Below are 18,658 nucleotides of genomic sequence, written 5' to 3' on the forward strand. Positions count from 1 at the left end.
GATGGCGTGCCCGGCGGGCTGGCCCTGGTCAGGCCGCCGGGGCGGTCTGGTCGTCCTCGTCTTCCGGGAGCTTGCAGACGCGCTCCAGGAAGAAGGCGGCGGCGATGACGGCGGCGGCGGCGAGGACGGAGAAGCCGGCGTAGATGGCCTGGTCGCGGCGGGCGGGGATGTCCAGGGAGCCGAGCAGGAAGACGCCGGTGCCGCCGTACATACCGCCGACCAGGGCCGCGACCAGGGCGCTGGCCTGGCCGAAGACGACGGCGCGGGCGGCCATCATCGGCTCCACGCCCTTGGCGTCCGGGAGGCGTTCGCGTTGGGCGCGGAGCCGGGAGCGGAGGGAGAGGGCGGTGGCGGTCAGCACGACGGCGATCACCGCCAGCACGATGGGCGCGGCCAGGGGGACGCTCGGCAGGGTGCCGAACGACTCCCAGAGCCGGGCCCCGCCCCAGGACAGGATTCCGGCCACGGCGAACACGCCGACCAGTACCTTCAGCCGCAGTTGCTTCACCGGTGGTTCCTCGTCGTCGTGGTCGGGTCGATCACTCCAACGCTACTCGGGCAGGCGCAGTTCCAGGTCGGCGCGCGGGGCGATGCCGTCGCGGCCGACGGTGGTGAGCAGGTCGGCGACGGGGCCGGCGCCGGGGAGCTGTGCCTCGGGGTCGACGTCGTGCCAGGGGGCGAGGACGAAGGCGCGCTGGTGGGCGCGGGGGTGGGGGAGGGTGAGCACCGGGTCGTCGGAGACCACGTCGGCGTACGAGACGATGTCGACGTCGATGGTGCGGGCGCCCCAGCGTTCGTCGCGGACCCGGTGGAAGGCCTCCTCGACGGCGTGTGCGCGCTCCAGGAGGGACGCCGGGGGGAGGGTGGTCTTCACCACGATGACGGCGTTGAAGTAGGAGGGCTGGGAGGCCGGGTCGACGCCCCAGGGCTCGGTCTCGTAGACCGGGGAGACGGCTTTGACCCGTACGCCGGGGGTGTCTTCGAGGGCGTCGATGGCGCCCTGGAGGGTCTCCAGGCGGTTGCCGAGGTTGGCGCCGAGGGCGATGACCGCGCGACGGGGGTTGCTGAGGGTGGAGTCGGCGGCGTCGACCTGGGCCGTCACGGCGGCGGGCACCGGCTGGACGGTGGGGTCGCTGGGCGTGGGGTTCATGCGCGGCTCCGGGTGATGGTGATGGTGACGTCGTCGAAGGGCACGGTGATCGGGGCGTCCGGCTTGTGTACGACGACCTCCACCTCCTGGACTCCCTCGTGCTTGAGGCACTGCTGGGCGATGCGCTCGGCGAGTGTCTCGATCAGGTCGACCGGTTCGCCCTGGACGACGTCCACGACCTCTTCGGCCACGATCCCGTAGTGCACGGTCTTCGCCAGGTCGTCGTCGGCGGCGGCGGGGCGGGTGTCGAGACCGAGCACCAGGTCGACGATGAACGTCTGGCCCTCTTCGCGCTCCCGGGGGAAGACGCCATGGTGCCCGCGGGCCTTGAGGCCGCGCAGCGCGACACGATCCACGCGAATCACTCCTGCTGTCGTTGGTCCGGTGGGCACCGCGCCGGGTGCGGTCGGCCCCGGTGCCACCCGTCGAATCTACCTGCGGGCACTGACAGGGTCGGCGCACGGGCCCCGGGTGGGGCGGGCGGGAGGGCCGGGGGCCCGTATGGGGGCCGCTCCCGTAGCGGCTCCTACCCGGTCCCTACCCGCTAGGAGCCGGTCTCCTCGGCCTCGTCACCGCTGCTTTCGGCCAGAACGGGGGAGCCGTGGTGGGACCAGACCCGCCAGCCCTCGGGTGTGCGGCGGAACACATTGGTGGCGACCACCAGCTGGCCGACGAGCGGGCCGAGGTCGTCGCCCTCCTCGGCGGGCCCGCCGCTGAGGATGTTCTCGGTGCAGGTGACCAGTGCGGTGTCACCGGCCAGGGACACCCGGACGTCGGTCAGGAAGAACTGGATGTACTCGGTGTTGGCCATGATCAGGGCGTACGAGCGGAGTACCTCGCCGCGGCCGGTGAGTACGGGCCAGCCGGGGTGGACGCAGGAGATCTCGCCGTGTCCGGCGTCCAGCCAGAGGTCGGAGAGGGTGTCGAAGTCGCCGCGCTCCATGGCCTCGTAGAAGGCGGTGTTGGCCTGCTCGACGGCCTCGGTCTCGGTGCCGGCGCCGCTCACCGGGCGCCCTCGACGGCCCGGGCGACCCGTACCGCGTCGGCGGTGGCGCGGACCTCGTGGACGCGTACCGCCCAGGCGCCCTCGTGGGCGGCGAGGGCGGAGACCGCGGCGGTGGCGGCGTCGCGCTCGCGGGCGGGCGGCACGGTGGCGCCGCCGTCGCGGGCCAGCACCCGGCCGAGGAACCGCTTGCGGGAGGCGGCGACCAGCAGGGGGCGGCCGAGGGCGCGCAGCTCGGGGAGGTGGGCGAGGAGGGCGAGGTCGTGTTCGGCGTTCTTGGCGAAGCCGAGGCCGGGGTCGATGAGGACGAGTTCGGGGTCGATGCCGCCGGAGACCACGGCGTCCATCCGCCGGCGGAGCTCGGTGGTGACCTCGGCGACCACGTCCTCGTAGACGGCGAGGCTGTTCATGGTGTCGCTGAAGCCGCGCCAGTGCATGACGACGAAGGGGACTCCGGCGGCGGCGACCGAGGGCACCATCTGGGGGTCGGCGGCGCCGCCGCTGACGTCGTTGACCAGGACGGCGCCGGCCTCGACGGCCTTGCGGGCGACCGAGGCGCGCATGGTGTCCACGGAGACGACCGCGCCTTCGGCGGCCAGGCCGCGGACGACGGGCAGGACGCGGCGCAGTTCCTCGTCCTCGTCGACCCGGGGGGCGCCGGGGCGGGTGGACTCGCCGCCGACGTCGACCAGGTCGGCGCCTTGGGCGACCAGTTCGAGGCCGTGTTTGACGGCGGCGCCGGTGTCGAACCAGCGGCCGCCGTCGGAGAAGGAGTCGGGGGTCACGTTGACGACTCCCATGACCGCACAGCGGTCCCACTCCGGCAGTCCCCGGACCGTGCCCCGTCCGCGCGAGATAGTCATGGACACAGCCTAGAACCGTGGGGAGGGGCGGACCCGGTCGGTCGTGGGCCTGGCGGCCGCCGGGGGCCGGTGGCGGTCAGGCGGCGCGTACCTCGTGGGTGGTCTCGCGGAGGGTGTGGTGGGGGCAGGGGGTGGTCGGGCGGCGGCGGGTCAGCAGTCCGGGGAGTCCGACGTTGACGAATCCCTCGGCGCGCATCGCGGCCAGTCCGATGCGGGGCAGTTCGCGGGTGGTGCGGTAGACCACGAAGCGGGGCTCCCAGCGGGGCTGGAACTTGGCGTTGAACTTGTACAGCGACTCGATCTGGAACCAGCGGGAGAGGAAGACCAGCAGCCCGCGCCACATCCGCAGTACCGGTCCGGCGCCGAGCTTCTCGCCGCGGGCCAGGGCGGAGCGGAACATGGCGAAGTTGAGCGAGACCCGCTGCACGCCGAGGGCGGGTGCGGCCTGGAGTGCGGCGGTGATCAGCAGTTCGTTCATCCCGGGGTCGGCCGAGCGGTCGCGCCGCATCAGTTCCAGGGACATGCCGTCGGGGCCCCAGGGGACGAAGTGGATGATCGCCTTCAGGTCGCCGTGGGTGCCCTTCTCGGTCTGGCCGCCGCCGGTGGTGTCCTCGGCGCGGTGGGCGGTGGCGATGACCGCGTCGCCGTCGGCCGCGTCGCCGATCCGGCCGAGCGCCATGGAGAAGCCGCGTTCGGTGTCGGTGCCGCGCCAGTCCGCGGCGGCGCGCCGGATCCGCGCCAGCTCGCCGTCGGAGAGGTCGCGGACCCGGCGTACCCGGGTCTCATAGCCGTTGCGTTCGATGCGCTTGACCATCTGGCGGACGTTGCGCATGGCGCGCCCGCTGAGGGAGAAATCCGCGACGTCCACCACCGCCTCGTCGCCGAGCTCCAGGGCGTCCAGTCCGGTCTCCCGGGTCCACACCTCGCCGCCGGTCTCCGAGCAGCCCATCACGGCGGGGGTCCAGGAGTGCGCGGTGGCCTCGTCCATGAACCGCTCGATCGCGCCGGGCCAGGCCTCCACATCGCCGATGGGGTCTCCGCCGGCGAGCATCACCCCGTTGACCACCCGGTAGCAGACGGCGGCCTTGCCGCTGGGGGAGAAGACCACGGCCTTGTCCCGGCGCAGCGCGAAGTGGCCCAGCGAGTCGCGGCCGCCGTGCTTGTCCAGCAGGGCGCGCAGCCGCTCCTCGTCGTCGGTGGTGAGCCGGGCCACCGGGTGCTCGGGACGGAAGGCGAGGTAGATGGTGGTGATGGCGGTGAGCAGGCCGAGGGCGCCGAGGGAGTAGCCGACCGTCCAGTCCACGTTGCCGCGGTAGCCGACCGGGCCCTCGAAGCCGAACAGGCCGTACAGCACATGCTCCAGCCGGTCGCTGAGGCTGGGGTCGCCGATCGTCTTGCGGGGGTGGGCGCTGACGATCGCCAGTCCGAGCATAAGAGAACCGGCGCCCATCAGGACGAAGTTGGCGAGAGCTCGCCATCGGCTGCGCGGGTCGGGCAGTGCGGCGAACTCGCCGCGGTGGCGCAGCAGCAGGGCGAGCAGCAGCAGCGGCAGCAGCACCCCGATGAGCGAGTGGCGGTAGGCGAACTGGGCGAGCGCCCCGGCGGGCAGCAGGACGACCGCCGCCCGCCAGGCCCGGCGCTTGCGGCGCTTGAGGCCGTGGGCGAGCAGGAGCAGCAGGACGCCGACGCTGACCGCGAGGGCCGCGGACAGGGGGCCGAGGGTGCCGGGCAGCACCTCGGCGAGGGCGTGCATCCGGCTGGCGCGGAAGCGCGGGAAGGCTCCGGCCGCGATGTCGATCAGGCCGATGAAGGTGCAGGCCGTGCCGACGAGGGTGGGCACCTTCTCCGGGCGCGGACCGCGCAGCATCCGGCGTATCCGGCCCGGAACCGATCCGGACTTGTCCCCATCTACCGTGACAGACATCGCTTCCCGTGACTTTCGCGTTCAAGTGGTTCGCAGCCTCGGTGTGCGGAGGCTGCGGCACCTCTGTGGACAGAGGCTGTGGCCCTGCCCCTGCGGACAGGGGCCGTGCTGCCTCTGCGGACAGAGGCCATGCTGCCCTTGTGGACAGGGGCCCGGGCGCCGTTCCGGCCGGTTACTGCCGCGGACCGGGCCGGCATCCATGAGGACGAGCGGGGCGGGGGGCGGGTTCATCGGGCGCCGGGAAATCCTCGGTGGCGGCCGGAAGACGCGCAGGTCGCGTCGGGTGGACGGACGGGAGCGGAACCGCCATGGACCTGGGGTTGACCAGCGCAACGGTGCTGTGGGCGGCGGTGTCGGCCGCCGGGGCGCTGTTCGCGGTGACGGTGTGGCGTTGGCCACGGCTGGCCGGGCGGGGGCCGCTCCCGGTGCTGGGCCGGGTCGGGCTGCTGGCGGCGGTGCAGCTCGCGCTGTTCGCGGTGGTGGCGCTGGCCGCGAACCGGACGTTCCTCTTCTACGGGTCCTGGGCCGATCTGCTGGGCCGGGAGCAGCAGCCGGGTGTGGTGGTGGACCACTCGGCGGGCCGGGGCGCGGGCGCGGGCTCGGTGCGGGTGCTGGGCCGCCAGGACGCGCCGGGCGCTCCGGGCGGGCGGATCGAGAAGATCGCGGTGTCCGGCGGGGAGTCGGGGATCGCGAGCCCGGCGCTGGTGTATCTGCCGCCGGAGTACGTCCGTGCGGGGCACCGGGGGCGGGACTTCCCGGCGGCCGTGGTGCTGGCCGGGTATCCGGGCACCGCGGAGAGCCTGATCACGGGGCTGGACTATCCCCGTACCGCGTACCGCCTGGTGCGGGAGGGGCGGATGGAGCCGATGGTGCTAGTGATGACGCGGCCCACGGTGGCGCCGCCGAGGGACACCGAGTGTGTGGATGTGCCGGGCGGGCCGCGTACCGAGACCTTCTTCGGCCGGGATCTGCCGAGGGCCGTCTCCTCGGCGTACCGGGTCGGCGCGGCGGCCCGGAGCTGGGGGATCATCGGGAACTCCACCGGCGGCTACTGCGCGCTCAAGATCGCGATGCACCATCCGGAGCGGTACGCGGCCGGGGCCGGTCTGTCCGCCCACTACCGGGCGCCGGAGGACGTGACCACCGGCGATCTCTTCGGCGGCGACCAGCGGTTGCGCAACCGGGCCGATCTGCTGTGGAGCCTGGACCACCACGCACCGGGGCGGGCGCCGCGCTCCTCGTTCCTGGTGACGACCTCCCGTGAGGGCGAGTCCCAGCGGGCGGCGACCCTGGACTTCATCGCCCGGGTGCGGCCGCCCGCCCGGGTCTCCTCGATCATCCTGGACAGCGGCGGCCACAACTTCACCACCTGGCGGCGCGAGGTCCCGCCCGCGCTGGAGTGGCTGGGTGGGCGGCTCTCGGCCGGGTGACGAACGGTGTACGGGGCGGTCAGCCGACCGTCTGCACATCGGCCTCGGCGCGGGCGATGGCCTTGGCGTCGGCGGCGGTGGAGCGGCGCAGCGCCTCGTGCAGCCGGGCGGGGGTGAGGACGCCGAGGAAGCGGTTGCGGGCGGCCGGGTCGAGGACGGCGATCCATCCGGCGTCATGCTGGAGCATCGTGGCGAAGGCCTGCTTCAGCGAGGCGCCGACCGGAAGCCAGGCCTCCATCCGGCGGGCGTGCTCGCGCACCGCGCCGCCCAGGGCGGCCTGCTCGGCCGATATCCAGCCGTGTAGCTGGTCGTCGCCGTCCAGCACCACGGCCCAGCGGGCGCCGAGGTCGCGGGGCAGGGTGTCGTCGAGGTGGACCACCGGCGGGGTCTCAAGGTCGCCCGGTTCGATGGGGGTGACGGAGAGCCGCTTCAGCCCCCGGTCGGCGCCCACGAAGTCGGCGACATAGGGGGAGGCGGGCGCGCCCAGCACGGTGGCGGGGGCGTCGAACTGCTCGATCCGCCCCTCCCCGTAGACCGCGATCCGGTCGCCGAGCCGGACCGCCTCCTCGATGTCGTGGGTGACGAAGAGCACGGTCTTGCGCACCTCGGACTGGAGGCGGAGGAACTCGTTCTGCAGGTGTTCGCGGACCACCGGGTCGACCGCGCCGAAGGGCTCGTCCATGAGCAGGACGGGCGGGTCGGCGGCGAGCGCCCGGGCCACCCCGACCCGCTGGCGCTGGCCGCCGGAGAGCTGGTGGGGGTAGCGCTCGCCGTGCACGGACGGGTCCAGGCCGACCAGTTCGAGGAGTTCGGCGGCGCGGGCGCGGGCGGTGGCGCGCTTGACCCCGAGGAGGTGGGGGACGGTGGCGGTGTTGTCCAGGACGGTCCGGTGCGGGAAGAGGCCGACCTGCTGGATGACATAGCCGATCCGGCGGCGCAGTTCCACGGGGTCCTCGGCGGCGATGTCGCGCCCGTCGACCTCGATACGGCCCTCGGTCGGGTCGATCAGCCGGTTGACCATCTTCATGGTGGTGGTCTTGCCGCAGCCGGACGGCCCGACGAGCGTGACGAGTTCGCCCTCGGCCACCTCGAAGGACAGGTCGTCCACGGCGGTCGTGCCGTCCGGGTAGCGCTTCGTGACGTGCTCGAATCGGATCATGCGGCCATTGTGGCCCGACGTACGCCGGTTCGAACCAGTCGTTTGTGAAGGCCGTGTTTCGTGGTGTGGCCGGTCGGCGGACGGGCATCGGTGATTGTCAGTGGTGGGGGTTAGGGTCGGTGGCGGATCGAACTGCGGCTCGAAACGCGGCCCGGAGGGCGGCTCGAACGCGGTACGGAAAGCGGCATACGAGAACCATGTGAGGGACGGTTCGCGGGGACGGGGGAGGTGAGGGCGGATGGGCGCCGGATGCCTGGTGGCCAACGAGTGGATCTGCGGCGCGTATCTGCGCTCGCGCGCGTCGGAGTTGACCGACGCCACGCTCCAGCACGTCTGGATCACGGTGGTGTCGGTGCTGCTCGGACTGGTGGTGGCCTTCCCGCTGGCCCTGCTGGTGCGGGCCCGGCCGAGGTTCGCCGCCCCGGTGCTGGGGCTGACGACCGTGCTGTACGCGATCCCCTCGCTGGCCATGTTCTCGCTGCTGCTGCCGCTGTTCGGGCTGTCCGCCGCGCTGGTGGTCACCGGACTGGTGCTGTACTCGCTGACCATCCTGGTACGGAACATCCTGGCCGGGCTGGCCGCGGTGCCGGAGGAGGCCCGGGAGGCCGCCCGCGGGATGGGGTACGGGCCCGCGCGGCTGCTGTGGGAGGTCGAGCTGCCGCTGGCGCTGCCCGCGGTGCTGGCCGGGGTGCGGATGGCCACGGTCTCCACGGTGGCGCTGACCACGGTCGGCGCCCTGGTGGACTACGGCGGCCTCGGCACCCTGATCACCACCGGGCTGAAGAGCTACTTCAAGGCGCAGGTACTGACCGCCTCGGTGCTCTGTGTGCTGCTGGCGGTCGCCGCCGACCTGCTGCTGCTCGGGCTGCAGCGGCTGCTGACCCCGTGGACCCGCACCAGCAGCCGCCCGGCCGGCGGTGGCCGAGGTCGGGCGGGCGCCGGTCGCGGCGCGGGGGGCGATGGCCGCGATCAGGCGGCGAGCGGCGCCGGAAGCGGTGCCCGAATACGCAAGGAGGCGGGCTGAGCGATGGGCGCGGTGGCCGATGCCTGGACGTGGCTGACGACCGGGGCCAACTGGCAGGGTGAGAGCGGGGTGACCGCCCGGCTGGTGGAGCACCTGTGGTTCAGCGGGGTGTGCCTGCTGGCCTCCTGCCTGATCGCCCTCCCGCTGGCGCTGTGGCTGGGGCATATCGGCCGCGGCGGCGCCCTGGCGGTCAACATCTCGAACGTGGGGCGGGCGGTGCCCACGCTGGCGGTGCTGGTGCTGCTGACGCTCACCCCGCTCGGCCGCCACGGGGACCTGCCCACCATCATCGCGCTGGTGCTGTTCGCGGTGCCGCCGCTGCTGACCAACGCCTATGTGGGGATGCGCGAGGTGGACCGCTCGGTGGTGGAGGCGGCCCGCGGGATGGGGATGTCGGGCGGCCAGGTCTTCCGCCGGGTCGAACTCCCGCTGGCGTACCCGCTGGTGCTCATCGGGCTGCGCTCGGCGACGGTGCAGGTGATCGCCACCGCGACGCTGGCCGCGATGGCCGGAGGGGGCGGGCTGGGCCGGATCATCACGGCCGGGTTCAACACCAGTGACACCGGGCAGGTGGTGGCGGGCGCGCTCGTGGTGGGTGCGTTGGCACTGGCCGCCGAGGGTGCGCTGGTGCTGGTGGGCCGGTTGTGCGACCCGATGCGCGCCACCCGCCGGAGCCGGTCGGCGGGGTCGCCGGGGTCGACCGGGTCGCCGGGGTCGGCGGGGTTGGCGGGATCGCCGGGGCCGGTGGATCCGGCCGCCGCCGCCCGCGCCATGACGTAACACCACTGGACGAGACAGACGGAGAGAACGACATGAGCAGAACCGCACGTATGGCGGGAGCGGCGCTGGCCGTGGTGGCGCTGACCGGCGGGCTCGCCGCCTGCGGGGGCGACAGCCTGGAGGACCGCGGTTCCTCCGGCGGGTCGTCGGGCTCCTCCGGCAAGGACGGGGGCAAGGGCTCGCTGGTCGTCGGCTCGGGCGGCTTCACCGAGGCCAATGTGCTCGCCGAGCTGTACGCGCAGGTCCTCAAGGACGCCGGATACGGCACCTCCATCAAGACCGTGGAGAACCGCGAACTGTACGAACCGTCCCTGGAGAAGGGGGACATCGACGTCGTTCCGGAATACGCGGCCACGCTCGCCGAATTCCTCAACGCGAAGGTCAACGGGCCGAAGCAGGCCCAGGAGAAGCCGGTCGCCTCCAGCGAGGTGAACGCCACCGTGGACGCCCTGGAGAAGCTCGCCGAACCGCGCGGGCTGAAGGTGCTGCCGGCCGGTGACGCGGTCGACCAGAACGCCTTCGCCGTCACCAAGGATTACGCCGAGAAGAACAAGCTCAAGACGCTTTCCGACCTCGGTGCCCGGAAGCTCAAGGTCAAGATCGCGGCCGGTGACGAGTGCGCGATCCGCCCCTTCTGCGCGCCCGGCCTGGAGAAGACCTACGGCATCGACGTCGCGGGCATCGACGCCAAGGGCGTCGGCACCGTGCCGTCCAAGCAGGCGGTCAAGGACGGCGCCGCCCAGCTGGTGCTGACCACCACCACGGACGCCACCCTGGAGCAGTTCGGGCTGGTGCTCCTTGAGGACGACAAGAAGCTCCAGAACGCCGACAACGTGCTGCCGGTGGTCAATGCCAAGGATGCCGGTTCGGCGGAGATAGCCGCGGCCCTGGGCAAGATCACCAAGACGCTGACCACCGAGGACCTGGTCGAACTGAACCGGAAGGTGGACGCCGAGCGGGCCAAGCCCGCCGATGTGGCGAAGGCCTACCTGGAGGAGAAGAAGCTGATAGGCGGTTAGCCACCGGAATGCCGCGGGTATGAGGTCCGGTCGGGCCCGCGGCGGGGTGTGGCGGGATCCGGTGGACTGCGGGTAACGAGGCCTGAACTTTCCCTTGCGGACATGTCATTCACCGTCTACGCACGGTAAATTTCAGGCCATGCCACGTGGACGCCACCGCCATTCCCCACCCCTGCACAGGCTTCTGCCGCCCTCCGCGGTGGCGGGAGCGGCCGTCCTGAGCGCGGCGGCCGCCTGGCTGCCGACGGATCCGCTGGTCCTGCGGCTGCTGGCCGCGGCCGCGGCCGCCGCGGCGGTCACCGGGGCGGTGCTGATGCGCGGTTGGGACCGGGCCGCCGGGCGCCGGGTCGCCGAGCTCACCCGGGCGCGGGCCGGCGACCAGTGGCGCACCGAGGAGCGGATCGCCGAGCTGGAGACCGACCTGGAGGAGTCCCGCGAGCTGCGCGCCAAGCTGGACGCCAAACTCCGCACCAAGCGGGTGGAGCTGGCCGGGCTGCGCAACGAGCACGCGGAGCTGCTGCGCCGGTACGCGACCGCCGAGACCGAGCGCGCCAGCGCCCTGGAGGGCCGGCGCCAACTCGCCCTGGAGGCCGCCGCGCCGGACGCCCCGGCGGGCTCCGGCGCCTCGGCCGGGCTTCCGGCGCTCCCGGCGGCCCGCTCCACCCCGACCGCGAACGCCTACCGCCAGGCGGCCCGCGCCCTCGCCGAACTGACCCGGAACGCCGCCACGCAGGAGGCGGCCCGGGAGGCGGAGGGTGCGGATGCGGGCCCGGCGGCCCGCGAGGGCGCGGACACGGACACGGGCTCGGGTGCCGGTGCGGATGCGGTGAAGCGCGAGGGCTCGGGTGTGGATGCGGCGGGGCGGAAGGCGGCTTCGGTTGGGGCGGCCGGGGCGGTCGGCGGTGGTGAGGTGGCGGTCGCCGGGACGCACGCCCCGGACGCTGGTGGGCCCTGGTCGGACAGCCCGGTGACGGACGGCCCCGGGAAGGGCGGTGCGGGGACAGTCGGCCGTGGGAAAGACGGCCCGGTGGCGGACGGCTCCGGGAAGGGCGGTGCCGGGACGGGCGGTCCGGGCGCGGGCGGTCCTGGGAAGGGCGGCCCGGGCGGCGGGATGAGGGCGGTTCCGCCGGCGGCGGCCATCGTGCCTGCCCGCCGGCGTGGCCCGGTGCCCCGGCTCCAGGGCGGGTTCGACTTCTTCGGCGCGGGGCCGGGGCAGCCCGACGGCGGTACCGGGGCCGGGAGCGGGGCGGAAGGGGGCGCGAGCGGCGGCACGGCCACGGACACCGGTACGGGTGCGGGTCCGGGCGCCGTCAAGGACACCGGCGCGGCCTCCGTCGGTGAGGACGAGGACCTGGCCGACGTGGTCGGCGAGGAGGCGCTCGCCCACCACCAGGCGCGGCGCGGACCGGAGCGGCGGGCGGTGGGCAAGGTCATCGACCTCACCGCCCACGACGAGACCGAGCAGATCGACGTGGTGGGGCTGCGCCGCAACGCGGTCGGCTGACGGGACGAGCGGGAAGGCCCCGCGGGCCGCGGGCTACTTGTCGATGTCGCCGACGACGAAGAAGAACGAGCCCAGGATGGCGACCATGTCGGCGACCAGGGTGCCGGGCAGCAGTGTGGTCAGGGCCTGGATGTTGTTGTAGGAGGCCGAGCGGAGCTTGAGCCGGTAGGGGGTCTTCTCGCCCTTGGACACCAGGTAGTAGCCGTTGATGCCGAGCGGGTTCTCGGTCCAGGCGTAGGTGTGGCCCTCGGGGGCCTTCAGCACCTTGGGCAGCCGCTGGTTGATCGGTCCGGGCGGCAGCTCGGCGATCCGGTCCAGGCAGGCGTCGGCCAGCGCCAGCGCGTTGTGCGTCTGGCTCAGCAGGCACTCGAAGCGGGCCAGGCAGTCACCCTCCTCGCGGACCACCACCTCCAGGGTGTCGGCCAGTTCCCCGTACGCCAGATACGGCTCGTCGCGGCGCAGGTCGAAGTCGACGCCGGAGGCGCGGGCGATCGGCCCGCTCACCCCGTACGCGTGCACGGCCTCCGGCGGGAGTACGCCCACGCCCCGGGTGCGGCCGCGGAAGATCTCGTTGCCGAGCACCAGCCGGTCGTAGACGTCCATCCGGGAGCGCACCTCGGCGATGGCCGCCCGGGCCCGCCCCAGCCAGCCGGCGGGCAGGTCCTCCTTCAGCCCGCCGACCCGGTTGAACATGTAGTGCATCCGCCCGCCGGAGACCTCCTCCATCACCTGCTGGAGGTCCTCCCGCTCCCGGAAGGCGTGGAAGATCGGGGTGATACCGCCCAGTTCGAGCGGATACGAGCCGAGGAACATCAGATGGTTGAGCACCCGGTTCAGCTCGGCGAGCAGGGTGCGCGTCCACACCGCGCGCTCGGGCACCTCCATGCCGAGCATCCGCTCCACGGCCATCACCACGCCCAGCTCGTTGGAGAACGCCGAGAGCCAGTCGTGCCGGTTGGCCAGCATGATGATCTGCCGGTAGTCCCGGGCCTCGAACAGCTTCTCCGCACCGCGGTGCATATAGCCGACGACCGGCTCGGCGTGCTTGATCAGCTCGCCGTCCAGCACCAGGCGCAGCCGGAGCACCCCGTGGGTGGAGGGGTGCTGGGGGCCGATGTTGAGCACCATGTCGGTGCTCTCCGCCGCACCGCCGACGCCGACGGTGGTCTCCCGGACCGCTCCCGGTGCCGTTCCCGGCTCAGTGCGCTGCGTCATGCCCGCCAGTATCCCCTGCCCGGCCGACCCGCTGGAGGAGCCAGAGGAAGTCGCCGAGGCCGCCCCGGGCGGTGAGCTCGGCAGCCTCACCGGCCCGGGCCAGGGCGCGGACGTAGCCGGCCGGGTCGCTGCTCGCCAGGGCGAGCGGGGGGCGGGCGGCGTCCACCCCCAGGCGGTGCAGCATCTCGCGCTGGGAGAGCAGTTCGGGGGCGGCGGCCGAGCCTCGGGAGCCGGCCGCCGCGCAGGCGTCCATCGCCACATGCGCGGTCAGGTCGCACCGCCCGTCCGGGACCGGCGCCACCTCGCGGCCGTCCCGGAAGCCGGTGAGCGTCCCGAACGGGGGTCGCGCCCCGGCCAGGTGCCCGTAGTCCACCGCCACCGCCAGGCCCGCCGCCAGCGAGCCGACCGCGGCCGCCCAGGCCTCGTCCCGCGGCCTGCCGATCTCGGCCCGGGTGCCCGGCCCGGCAAGCGGCCACCAGCGGGCCAGCCACTCGGCGTCCACGCCGGCCACCGGGGCGCCCGGCCGCTCCCGCCCGTCCGGGGCCACCTCGACATGGCGGGGGACGCCGTCGGCGTCCGCCTCGGCCACGTCCAGCGGGACGTTGTCCAGCCACTCGTTGGCGAACAGCAGCCCGCGTACGCCCTGGGGGAGGTCGCCGGTCCACTCCACCCGGGGGTCCAGCCCGGGCGGCCGGGCGGCCCGCTCCACCGCGTACACGCGTACGTGGAGCCTCTGACCAGGGCCGCCCCCCGCGTCCAGGGCGCGCAGCACCCCGGCGGCCAGCTCCCCGCGCCCGGCGCCCACGTCCACCAGGTCGACCCGGTCGCCGCCCAGTCCGTCCGCCACCCGCACCAGCAGCCGGGCCACGGCCGCGGCGAACAGCGGGGAGGCGTGCACCGAGGTACGGAAGTGCCCGGCCGGCCCCTCCGGGCGGAGGTAGAAGCCGCCCGGCCCGTACAGCGCCGCCTCGGCAGCCACCCGCCAGCCCCGCCACCCGGATCTACTGCGTCCCGCCCCGGGGCCGTCCGCGTCCGCAACCGCCTCCGCCCGGTCTCCGTGCTGGCCGCCCTGCCCCCGCCCGAGATCGTGCCCGACCCCGCCTGCGTCCCGGCCGCGCGGGCTCGGCTCACCCGTCCCCGACCCGGACCCGTCCCGAGCCCGCCCAGGTCCTCCCGTGTCCTCGCCAGAGGGCAGGCCCGGCTCCCGACCACCCGTGCCCGTCCCCGACCCGGGACTGTCTCCGGAGGGCAGGCCCGGCCCTCGGCGACCGCTGTCATCCGTCATGATCACCAGTCTCCACCTTGCGGAGTAGGGTCCCCGGCACCGGATCGACCCTCCGGTTGACCCGGGCCGAGGCCGCGCTTGCCTACGCTGGGTCACGTGCAGCGCCTCTACGACTTCCTCCGCCGGCACCCCACGGGTGTCGACACCTTCTGGGCCCTGATGCTGCTGGGTTTCTCGCTGCTGTGGGTGGTCCAGGTGCCGGAGGGGGCCGCGCCGACGGCCCTCGCCGCGGCGGTCGTCGTCCTGCTCAGCCTCAGCGTGGCCCTGCGCCGCCGGGCACCCGAGAAGGTGCTGATCCTGGTGACGGCCCTGGGACTGGTCCAGCTGGTCGCGGACGTGGCCGTCAATCCGGCCGACTTCGCCATGCTGGTGGTGAGCTACACGGTCGCCGCGCACGGCGGACCGCGCTGGGCGTCCCGGCTGGCCCTGGTGGGCGGGGTGTGCGCGGCCCCGCTGGCGCAGGTGCGCTGGCCGGTGGAGAACACCTCCGCGGCCGGCCAGGTGTTCTTCACCGTGGTGATGACCGTGCCCTTCGTCCTCGCCTGGGTGCTCGGTGACTCCATCCGCACCCGGCGCGCGTACTTCGCGCAGCTGGAGGAGCGGGCCCGGCGGCTGGAGAAGGAGCGCGAGGCGCAGGCCAAGGTCGCGGTCGCCGCCGAGCGCGCCCGGATCGCCCGCGAGCTGCACGACGTGGTCGCCCACAACGTCTCGGTCATGGTGGTGCAGGCCGACGGCGCCGCGTACGTCCTGGACAACTCGCCCGACCTCGCCAAGCAGGCGCTGGAGACCATCTCGGGCACCGGGCGCCAGGCGCTCGCCGAGATGCGGCGGCTGCTCGGCATCCTGCGCACCGGCGAACCCGAGGACGCCGAGGACTACGTGCCGCAGCCGGACGTCCAGCAGATCGAGGACCTGGTCGAGCAGGTGCGCAAGGCCGGGACGCGCGTCGACTTCAGGATCGAGGGCACCCCCCGCCCGCTGCCCAGCGGGGTGGAGCTGACCGCGTACCGGATCGTCCAGGAGGCGCTGACCAACACCCGCAAGCACGGCGGCCCGGACGTCGGGGCGAGCGTCCGGCTGGTCTACTTCGACGACGGCCTGGGGCTGCTGGTCGAGGACGACGGACGGGGCGCCGCGCACGAGCTGTACGAGGACGGCGGCGCCGACGGCCGCGGCCACGGGCTCATCGGGATGCGCGAGCGGGTCGGCATGGTCGGCGGCACCCTGGACGCCGGACCCCGCCCCGGCGGAGGCTTCCGGATCAGCGCCCTGCTCCCGCTGAAACCCGCCAACTGACCCGTCCCTCTCCCCGTAAGGACCGCTCCCGCCATGCCGATCCGATTGATGCTCGTCGACGATCAGGCGCTTCTGCGCGCCGGCTTCCGGATGGTGCTCGCCGCCCAGCCGGACATGGAGGTCGTCGCACAGGCCGGCGACGGCGCCGAGGCCATCGAGATCCTGCGCTCCACCGCCGTCGATGTCGTCCTGATGGACGTGCGCATGCCGAAGCTGGACGGGGTGGAGGCCACCCGCCGGATCTGCGCCAAGCCGGCCGCTCCCAAGGTGCTCATCCTGACCACCTTCGACCTGGACGAGTACGCCTTCTCCGGGCTGAAGGCCGGGGCGAGCGGGTTCATGCTCAAGGACGTGCCGCCCGCCGAGCTGCTGAGCGCCATCCGCGCGGTGCACAGCGGGGACGCGGTGGTCGCCCCCTCCACGACCCGCCGGCTGCTGGACCGCTTCTCGCCGATGCTGCCCGCCACCGGCTCCGAGCCGCGCAACGCCGCGCTGGACCGGCTGACCGAGCGGGAGCGGGAGGTGATGATGCTGGTCGCCCAGGGCCTGTCCAACGGCGAGATCGCCGCCCGGCTGGTGCTCTCCGAGGCCACCGTCAAGACCCACGTCGGCCGCATCCTCACCAAGCTGTCGCTGCGCGACCGGGTGCAGGTGGTGGTGCTGGCGTACGAGACGGGGCTGGTCCGCGCGGGCGGCGGCGGGGCGCAGGGTGGCGGGGCGCAGGGCGGCCGGGCCCCCGGCACCGGTCCGGGGTACTGACCCCGTGCTGATCTGGCTGAACGGCCCGTTCGGCGGGGGAAAGACCCAGACCGCGTACGAGTTGCGGCGGCGGCTGCCCGGCGCGGTGGTCTGCGACCCGGAGCACCTCGGTTTCGGGCTGCACCGGATGACCCCGCCCGCGCTGCGCGGCGACTTCCAGGACTGGGCCGCCTGGCGGCAGGGCGTCTACGAGGTGCTGGACGCGGTGCTGCGCGGCCACCGGGACGGGCCGGTGGTCGTCCCGATGACGGTGACCGACCCGGCGTACCTCGCCGAGACCGTGGGGCGGCTGCGCGAGGCCGGCCACGAGGTGCACCACTTCGCCCTGCTCGCCCGGCGGGAGACCGTACTGCGCAGGCTCACCGAGCGCGGCCTCGGGCGCGGGCTGAAGCGGGAGAGCTTCGCCGTGGGGCGGCTGGACCACTGCCTGGAGCGGCTGAGCGGGCCGGAGTTCGCCCGGCAGGTGCGTACCGACCGGCTGACCGTGCCGCAGGTCGCCGATCTGGTCGCGGCCTCCGCCGGGCTGACCCCGTTGCCGAACCGGGACGGCCCGCTGCGGCACCGGCTGCGCCGGATCCGCGTGGGCCTGGCCCATATCCGCCTCGACTGAGCGGCCCTGGTCGGGGGCTTTCAGCGCAGCACCGTCTCCAGGAAGTCGCTGCCGATCCGGGCCACCGCCGCCACGTCCAGCTGGTGCAGTACGTACCGGCCGCGCCGCCGGGTGGTGACCAGCCGGGCCCGCTTGAGCACGGCCAGGTGCCGGGACACCTCCGGCGGGGTGATGCCGTAGGTCTCGGCCAGCTCACCGGTGGTGGACGCGGTCCGGGCCAGCTTCCGGCAGAGCCGCATCCGCATCGGGTGGGCCAGCGCCTCCATCCGGTGCTCCAGCAGTTCCACCGAGGCCGGTCCGGCCAGCTGCGGCGAGCCGACCGGGTAGTGCACCACCGGCCGCCAGCCGGGCGCGTGCAGCACCATCAGATGCGGCCAGCCGAAGCTGCTCGGGATGAAGGACACCCCGCCGCCGACGACCGGATCCACGGCGGTGGTGGTGCCCTCCACCAGCTTGTCCACCTCGATCCGGCGGAAGGACCCTTCGGGGGTACGGGACGGGCCGTCCTCCGCCAGGGTCACCGCCGGTGAGACGTCCTCCAGCGCCTCCGCCAGCCCCTTGCGGCGCAGCAGCTCCGTCTTGTGCCGTGCGTCGGCGGCCAGCCCGGGCGCGACCCGGCACCAGGTGTCGGCGAAGAAGGCCCGTTCGCAGTCCTCGAAGAGCCGCCGCAGCCAGGCCCGTACCCCGGCCGGGTCGTCCAGCAGCCGCCGGGTGAAGTCCAGCTGCTTCGGCCCGCGGCTGGCGGCCAGCTCCAGCGCGCGCCGCCGGGAGGAGGTGACACCGTTCGCGTACGGGGAGGCGCAGACGAACTCCAGCGCCGCCCCCAGGAACCGGTCCTCGTCCAGCCGGTCCAGCATGTCCAGGTCCTCGGCCAGGGTGGCCCCGGCCCGCCCGTCGCCGCCGCGGATCCCGGCGTACGGCAGGAAGACGTCGGAGAAGGTGGTCGTCCAGAGGAAGGCGGCCTCGTGCAGCCGGTCGGCCAGATCCGGCTTGAGCCCGGCGGCGGTCGCGGTGGCCCAGCCGGACAGCCCCGGGTGGTGGCCCGGCTCGGCGAGCGCGTGCAGGGCGCAGCCCAGTTCGGCGAGGGGCGAGATCTCGAAGACGATGCGCTCGGCCGGCAGTCCGGTGATGTCGATGGTCACGCTCACGTCCCCATGGTGCGGGTCGCGGCCGCGGCGCCGGTGGCCGATTGACGCGCCTCGTCAATCGGCGCGCGTCCATCGGCCCGGCGGACGCAGCCTGGCGGATATGACCGCGACCCAGCAGCACATGATCGACGCCTACCGCGCACTCCAGCACGGCACCCCGCCGCCGCCTCCGCCGGGCCGCGCCTCCCTCCGTACGCGGCGCTCGGAGAGCGACCGTTCCACGCCCGGCGGGAGGTCCCCGAAGGGAACCGGCGGCCGGTGACGCTGGCGTAGCATGGCGGGAAATCGTCCGGTATCCCGGCGGACCGGGTTGGTCCGGTACGCCGGGGGACCCGGAGTCGTCCGGTACCCCTCGCGGACTGGAACGGAAGGCCGCCCGACGCGTGAACCCACCCAGCGCACCCCCGCCCCGTGCTCCCCGTGACGGTGCCGCCCCCCGCCCGGGCCGGGCCGCGCCCGGTGAGCCCCGCCCCGCCCGGCTCACCGTCG

19 protein-coding genes are annotated in these 18,658 nt (G+C 73.9%); 9 read left to right on the plus strand and 10 right to left on the minus strand.

Going from position 1 to position 18,658, the window contains the following annotated elements:
• Positions 1-28: 28 nt before the first annotated feature.
• From ABZ945_RS11400 to ABZ945_RS11425, 6 genes are all read right to left on the minus strand, one after another.
• Positions 29-508, minus strand: coding sequence for a DUF3180 domain-containing protein (locus tag ABZ945_RS11400; protein ID WP_361267057.1), 480 nt, complete (start codon positions 506-508; stop codon positions 29-31).
• Positions 509-550: 42 nt separating this feature from the next.
• On the minus strand, positions 551-1,150 hold the full coding sequence (gene folK / locus ABZ945_RS11405) for a 2-amino-4-hydroxy-6-hydroxymethyldihydropteridine diphosphokinase (protein ID WP_361267059.1): 600 nt from the start codon (positions 1,148-1,150) through the stop codon (positions 551-553).
• Positions 1,147-1,506 (minus strand): dihydroneopterin aldolase, encoded by a 360-nt coding sequence (gene folB, locus ABZ945_RS11410; RefSeq protein ID WP_256107457.1) that lies wholly within the window; start codon positions 1,504-1,506, stop codon positions 1,147-1,149. Before folB ends, folK begins: the two co-directional genes overlap by 4 nt.
• Before the next feature lie 188 nt (positions 1,507-1,694).
• On the minus strand, positions 1,695-2,156 hold the full coding sequence (locus tag ABZ945_RS11415; RefSeq protein WP_361267061.1) for a nuclear transport factor 2 family protein: 462 nt from the start codon (positions 2,154-2,156) through the stop codon (positions 1,695-1,697).
• Positions 2,153-3,016 carry a dihydropteroate synthase gene (gene folP, locus ABZ945_RS11420; protein WP_361267063.1) on the minus strand — a complete coding sequence of 288 codons (864 nt, stop codon included), beginning with the start codon at positions 3,014-3,016 and terminating at the stop codon, positions 2,153-2,155. Before folP ends, ABZ945_RS11415 begins: the two co-directional genes overlap by 4 nt.
• Before the next feature lie 76 nt (positions 3,017-3,092).
• On the minus strand, positions 3,093-4,940 hold the full coding sequence (locus ABZ945_RS11425) for a phosphatidylglycerol lysyltransferase domain-containing protein (protein ID WP_361267065.1): 1,848 nt from the start codon (positions 4,938-4,940) through the stop codon (positions 3,093-3,095).
• 314 nt (positions 4,941-5,254) lie between these two features.
• Here ABZ945_RS11425 and ABZ945_RS11430 point away from each other — a divergent pair, with 314 nt between their 5' ends.
• Entirely contained in the window at positions 5,255-6,370 is a 1,116-nt protein-coding gene (locus ABZ945_RS11430) for an alpha/beta hydrolase-fold protein (RefSeq protein WP_361267147.1), read from the plus strand.
• Positions 6,371-6,389: 19 nt separating this feature from the next.
• Here ABZ945_RS11430 and ABZ945_RS11435 read toward each other — a convergent pair whose 3' ends face one another.
• Positions 6,390-7,529, minus strand: coding sequence for an ATP-binding cassette domain-containing protein (locus ABZ945_RS11435; RefSeq protein ID WP_361267067.1), 1,140 nt, complete (start codon positions 7,527-7,529; stop codon positions 6,390-6,392).
• A 238-nt stretch (positions 7,530-7,767) separates the two neighbouring features.
• On the opposite strand from ABZ945_RS11435, the gene ABZ945_RS11440 reads away from it, so the two are divergent.
• From ABZ945_RS11440 to ABZ945_RS11455, 4 genes are all read left to right on the plus strand, one after another.
• Positions 7,768-8,553, plus strand: coding sequence for an ABC transporter permease (locus tag ABZ945_RS11440; protein ID WP_361267069.1), 786 nt, complete (start codon positions 7,768-7,770; stop codon positions 8,551-8,553).
• A 3-nt stretch (positions 8,554-8,556) separates the two neighbouring features.
• Positions 8,557-9,333: an ABC transporter permease subunit gene (locus ABZ945_RS11445; RefSeq protein WP_361267071.1), complete on the plus strand. Its 777-nt coding sequence runs from the start codon at positions 8,557-8,559 to the stop codon at positions 9,331-9,333.
• Positions 9,334-9,365: 32 nt separating this feature from the next.
• Positions 9,366-10,352, plus strand: a complete 987-nt coding sequence (locus tag ABZ945_RS11450) for an ABC transporter substrate-binding protein (RefSeq protein ID WP_361267073.1) — start codon at positions 9,366-9,368, stop codon at positions 10,350-10,352.
• A 139-nt stretch (positions 10,353-10,491) separates the two neighbouring features.
• Positions 10,492-11,856 carry a hypothetical protein gene (locus ABZ945_RS11455; protein WP_361267075.1) on the plus strand — a complete coding sequence of 455 codons (1,365 nt, stop codon included), beginning with the start codon at positions 10,492-10,494 and terminating at the stop codon, positions 11,854-11,856.
• A gap of 33 nt (positions 11,857-11,889) precedes the next feature.
• Here the strand turns inward: ABZ945_RS11455 and ABZ945_RS11460 are convergent, their stop codons facing one another.
• Together ABZ945_RS11460 and ABZ945_RS11465 are read right to left on the minus strand one after the other, a co-directional pair.
• On the minus strand, positions 11,890-13,071 hold the full coding sequence (locus ABZ945_RS11460) for an NADH-quinone oxidoreductase subunit D (protein WP_361267077.1): 1,182 nt from the start codon (positions 13,069-13,071) through the stop codon (positions 11,890-11,892).
• Positions 13,055-14,050, minus strand: coding sequence for an SAM-dependent methyltransferase (locus tag ABZ945_RS11465; protein ID WP_361267079.1), 996 nt, complete (start codon positions 14,048-14,050; stop codon positions 13,055-13,057). Before ABZ945_RS11465 ends, ABZ945_RS11460 begins: the two co-directional genes overlap by 17 nt.
• Positions 14,051-14,452: 402 nt before the next feature.
• Between ABZ945_RS11465 and ABZ945_RS11470 the strand changes: the two genes are divergently transcribed.
• Genes ABZ945_RS11470 through ABZ945_RS11480 form a run of 3 tightly spaced genes read left to right on the plus strand, consistent with a single transcriptional unit; the run spans position 14,453 to position 17,021 of the window.
• Entirely contained in the window at positions 14,453-15,652 is a 1,200-nt protein-coding gene (locus ABZ945_RS11470; protein WP_361267081.1) for a sensor histidine kinase, read from the plus strand.
• A gap of 33 nt (positions 15,653-15,685) precedes the next feature.
• Positions 15,686-16,411, plus strand: a complete 726-nt coding sequence (locus ABZ945_RS11475) for a response regulator transcription factor (RefSeq protein WP_361267083.1) — start codon at positions 15,686-15,688, stop codon at positions 16,409-16,411.
• A 4-nt stretch (positions 16,412-16,415) separates the two neighbouring features.
• Positions 16,416-17,021 carry an AAA family ATPase gene (locus ABZ945_RS11480; protein ID WP_361267085.1) on the plus strand — a complete coding sequence of 202 codons (606 nt, stop codon included), beginning with the start codon at positions 16,416-16,418 and terminating at the stop codon, positions 17,019-17,021.
• Between the two features lie 20 nt (positions 17,022-17,041).
• Here ABZ945_RS11480 and ABZ945_RS11485 read toward each other — a convergent pair whose 3' ends face one another.
• Positions 17,042-18,163 carry a DUF5937 family protein gene (locus tag ABZ945_RS11485; RefSeq protein WP_361267149.1) on the minus strand — a complete coding sequence of 374 codons (1,122 nt, stop codon included), beginning with the start codon at positions 18,161-18,163 and terminating at the stop codon, positions 17,042-17,044.
• 106 nt (positions 18,164-18,269) lie between these two features.
• On the opposite strand from ABZ945_RS11485, the gene ABZ945_RS11490 reads away from it, so the two are divergent.
• Entirely contained in the window at positions 18,270-18,431 is a 162-nt protein-coding gene (locus ABZ945_RS11490; RefSeq protein ID WP_361267087.1) for a hypothetical protein, read from the plus strand.
• Positions 18,432-18,658 lie beyond the last annotated feature (227 nt).

Origin of the sequence: Streptomyces sp. NPDC046887, assembly GCF_040644755.1 — a bacterium.
Taxonomy (GTDB): Bacteria; Actinomycetota; Actinomycetes; order Streptomycetales; family Streptomycetaceae; genus Streptomyces; species Streptomyces lichenis.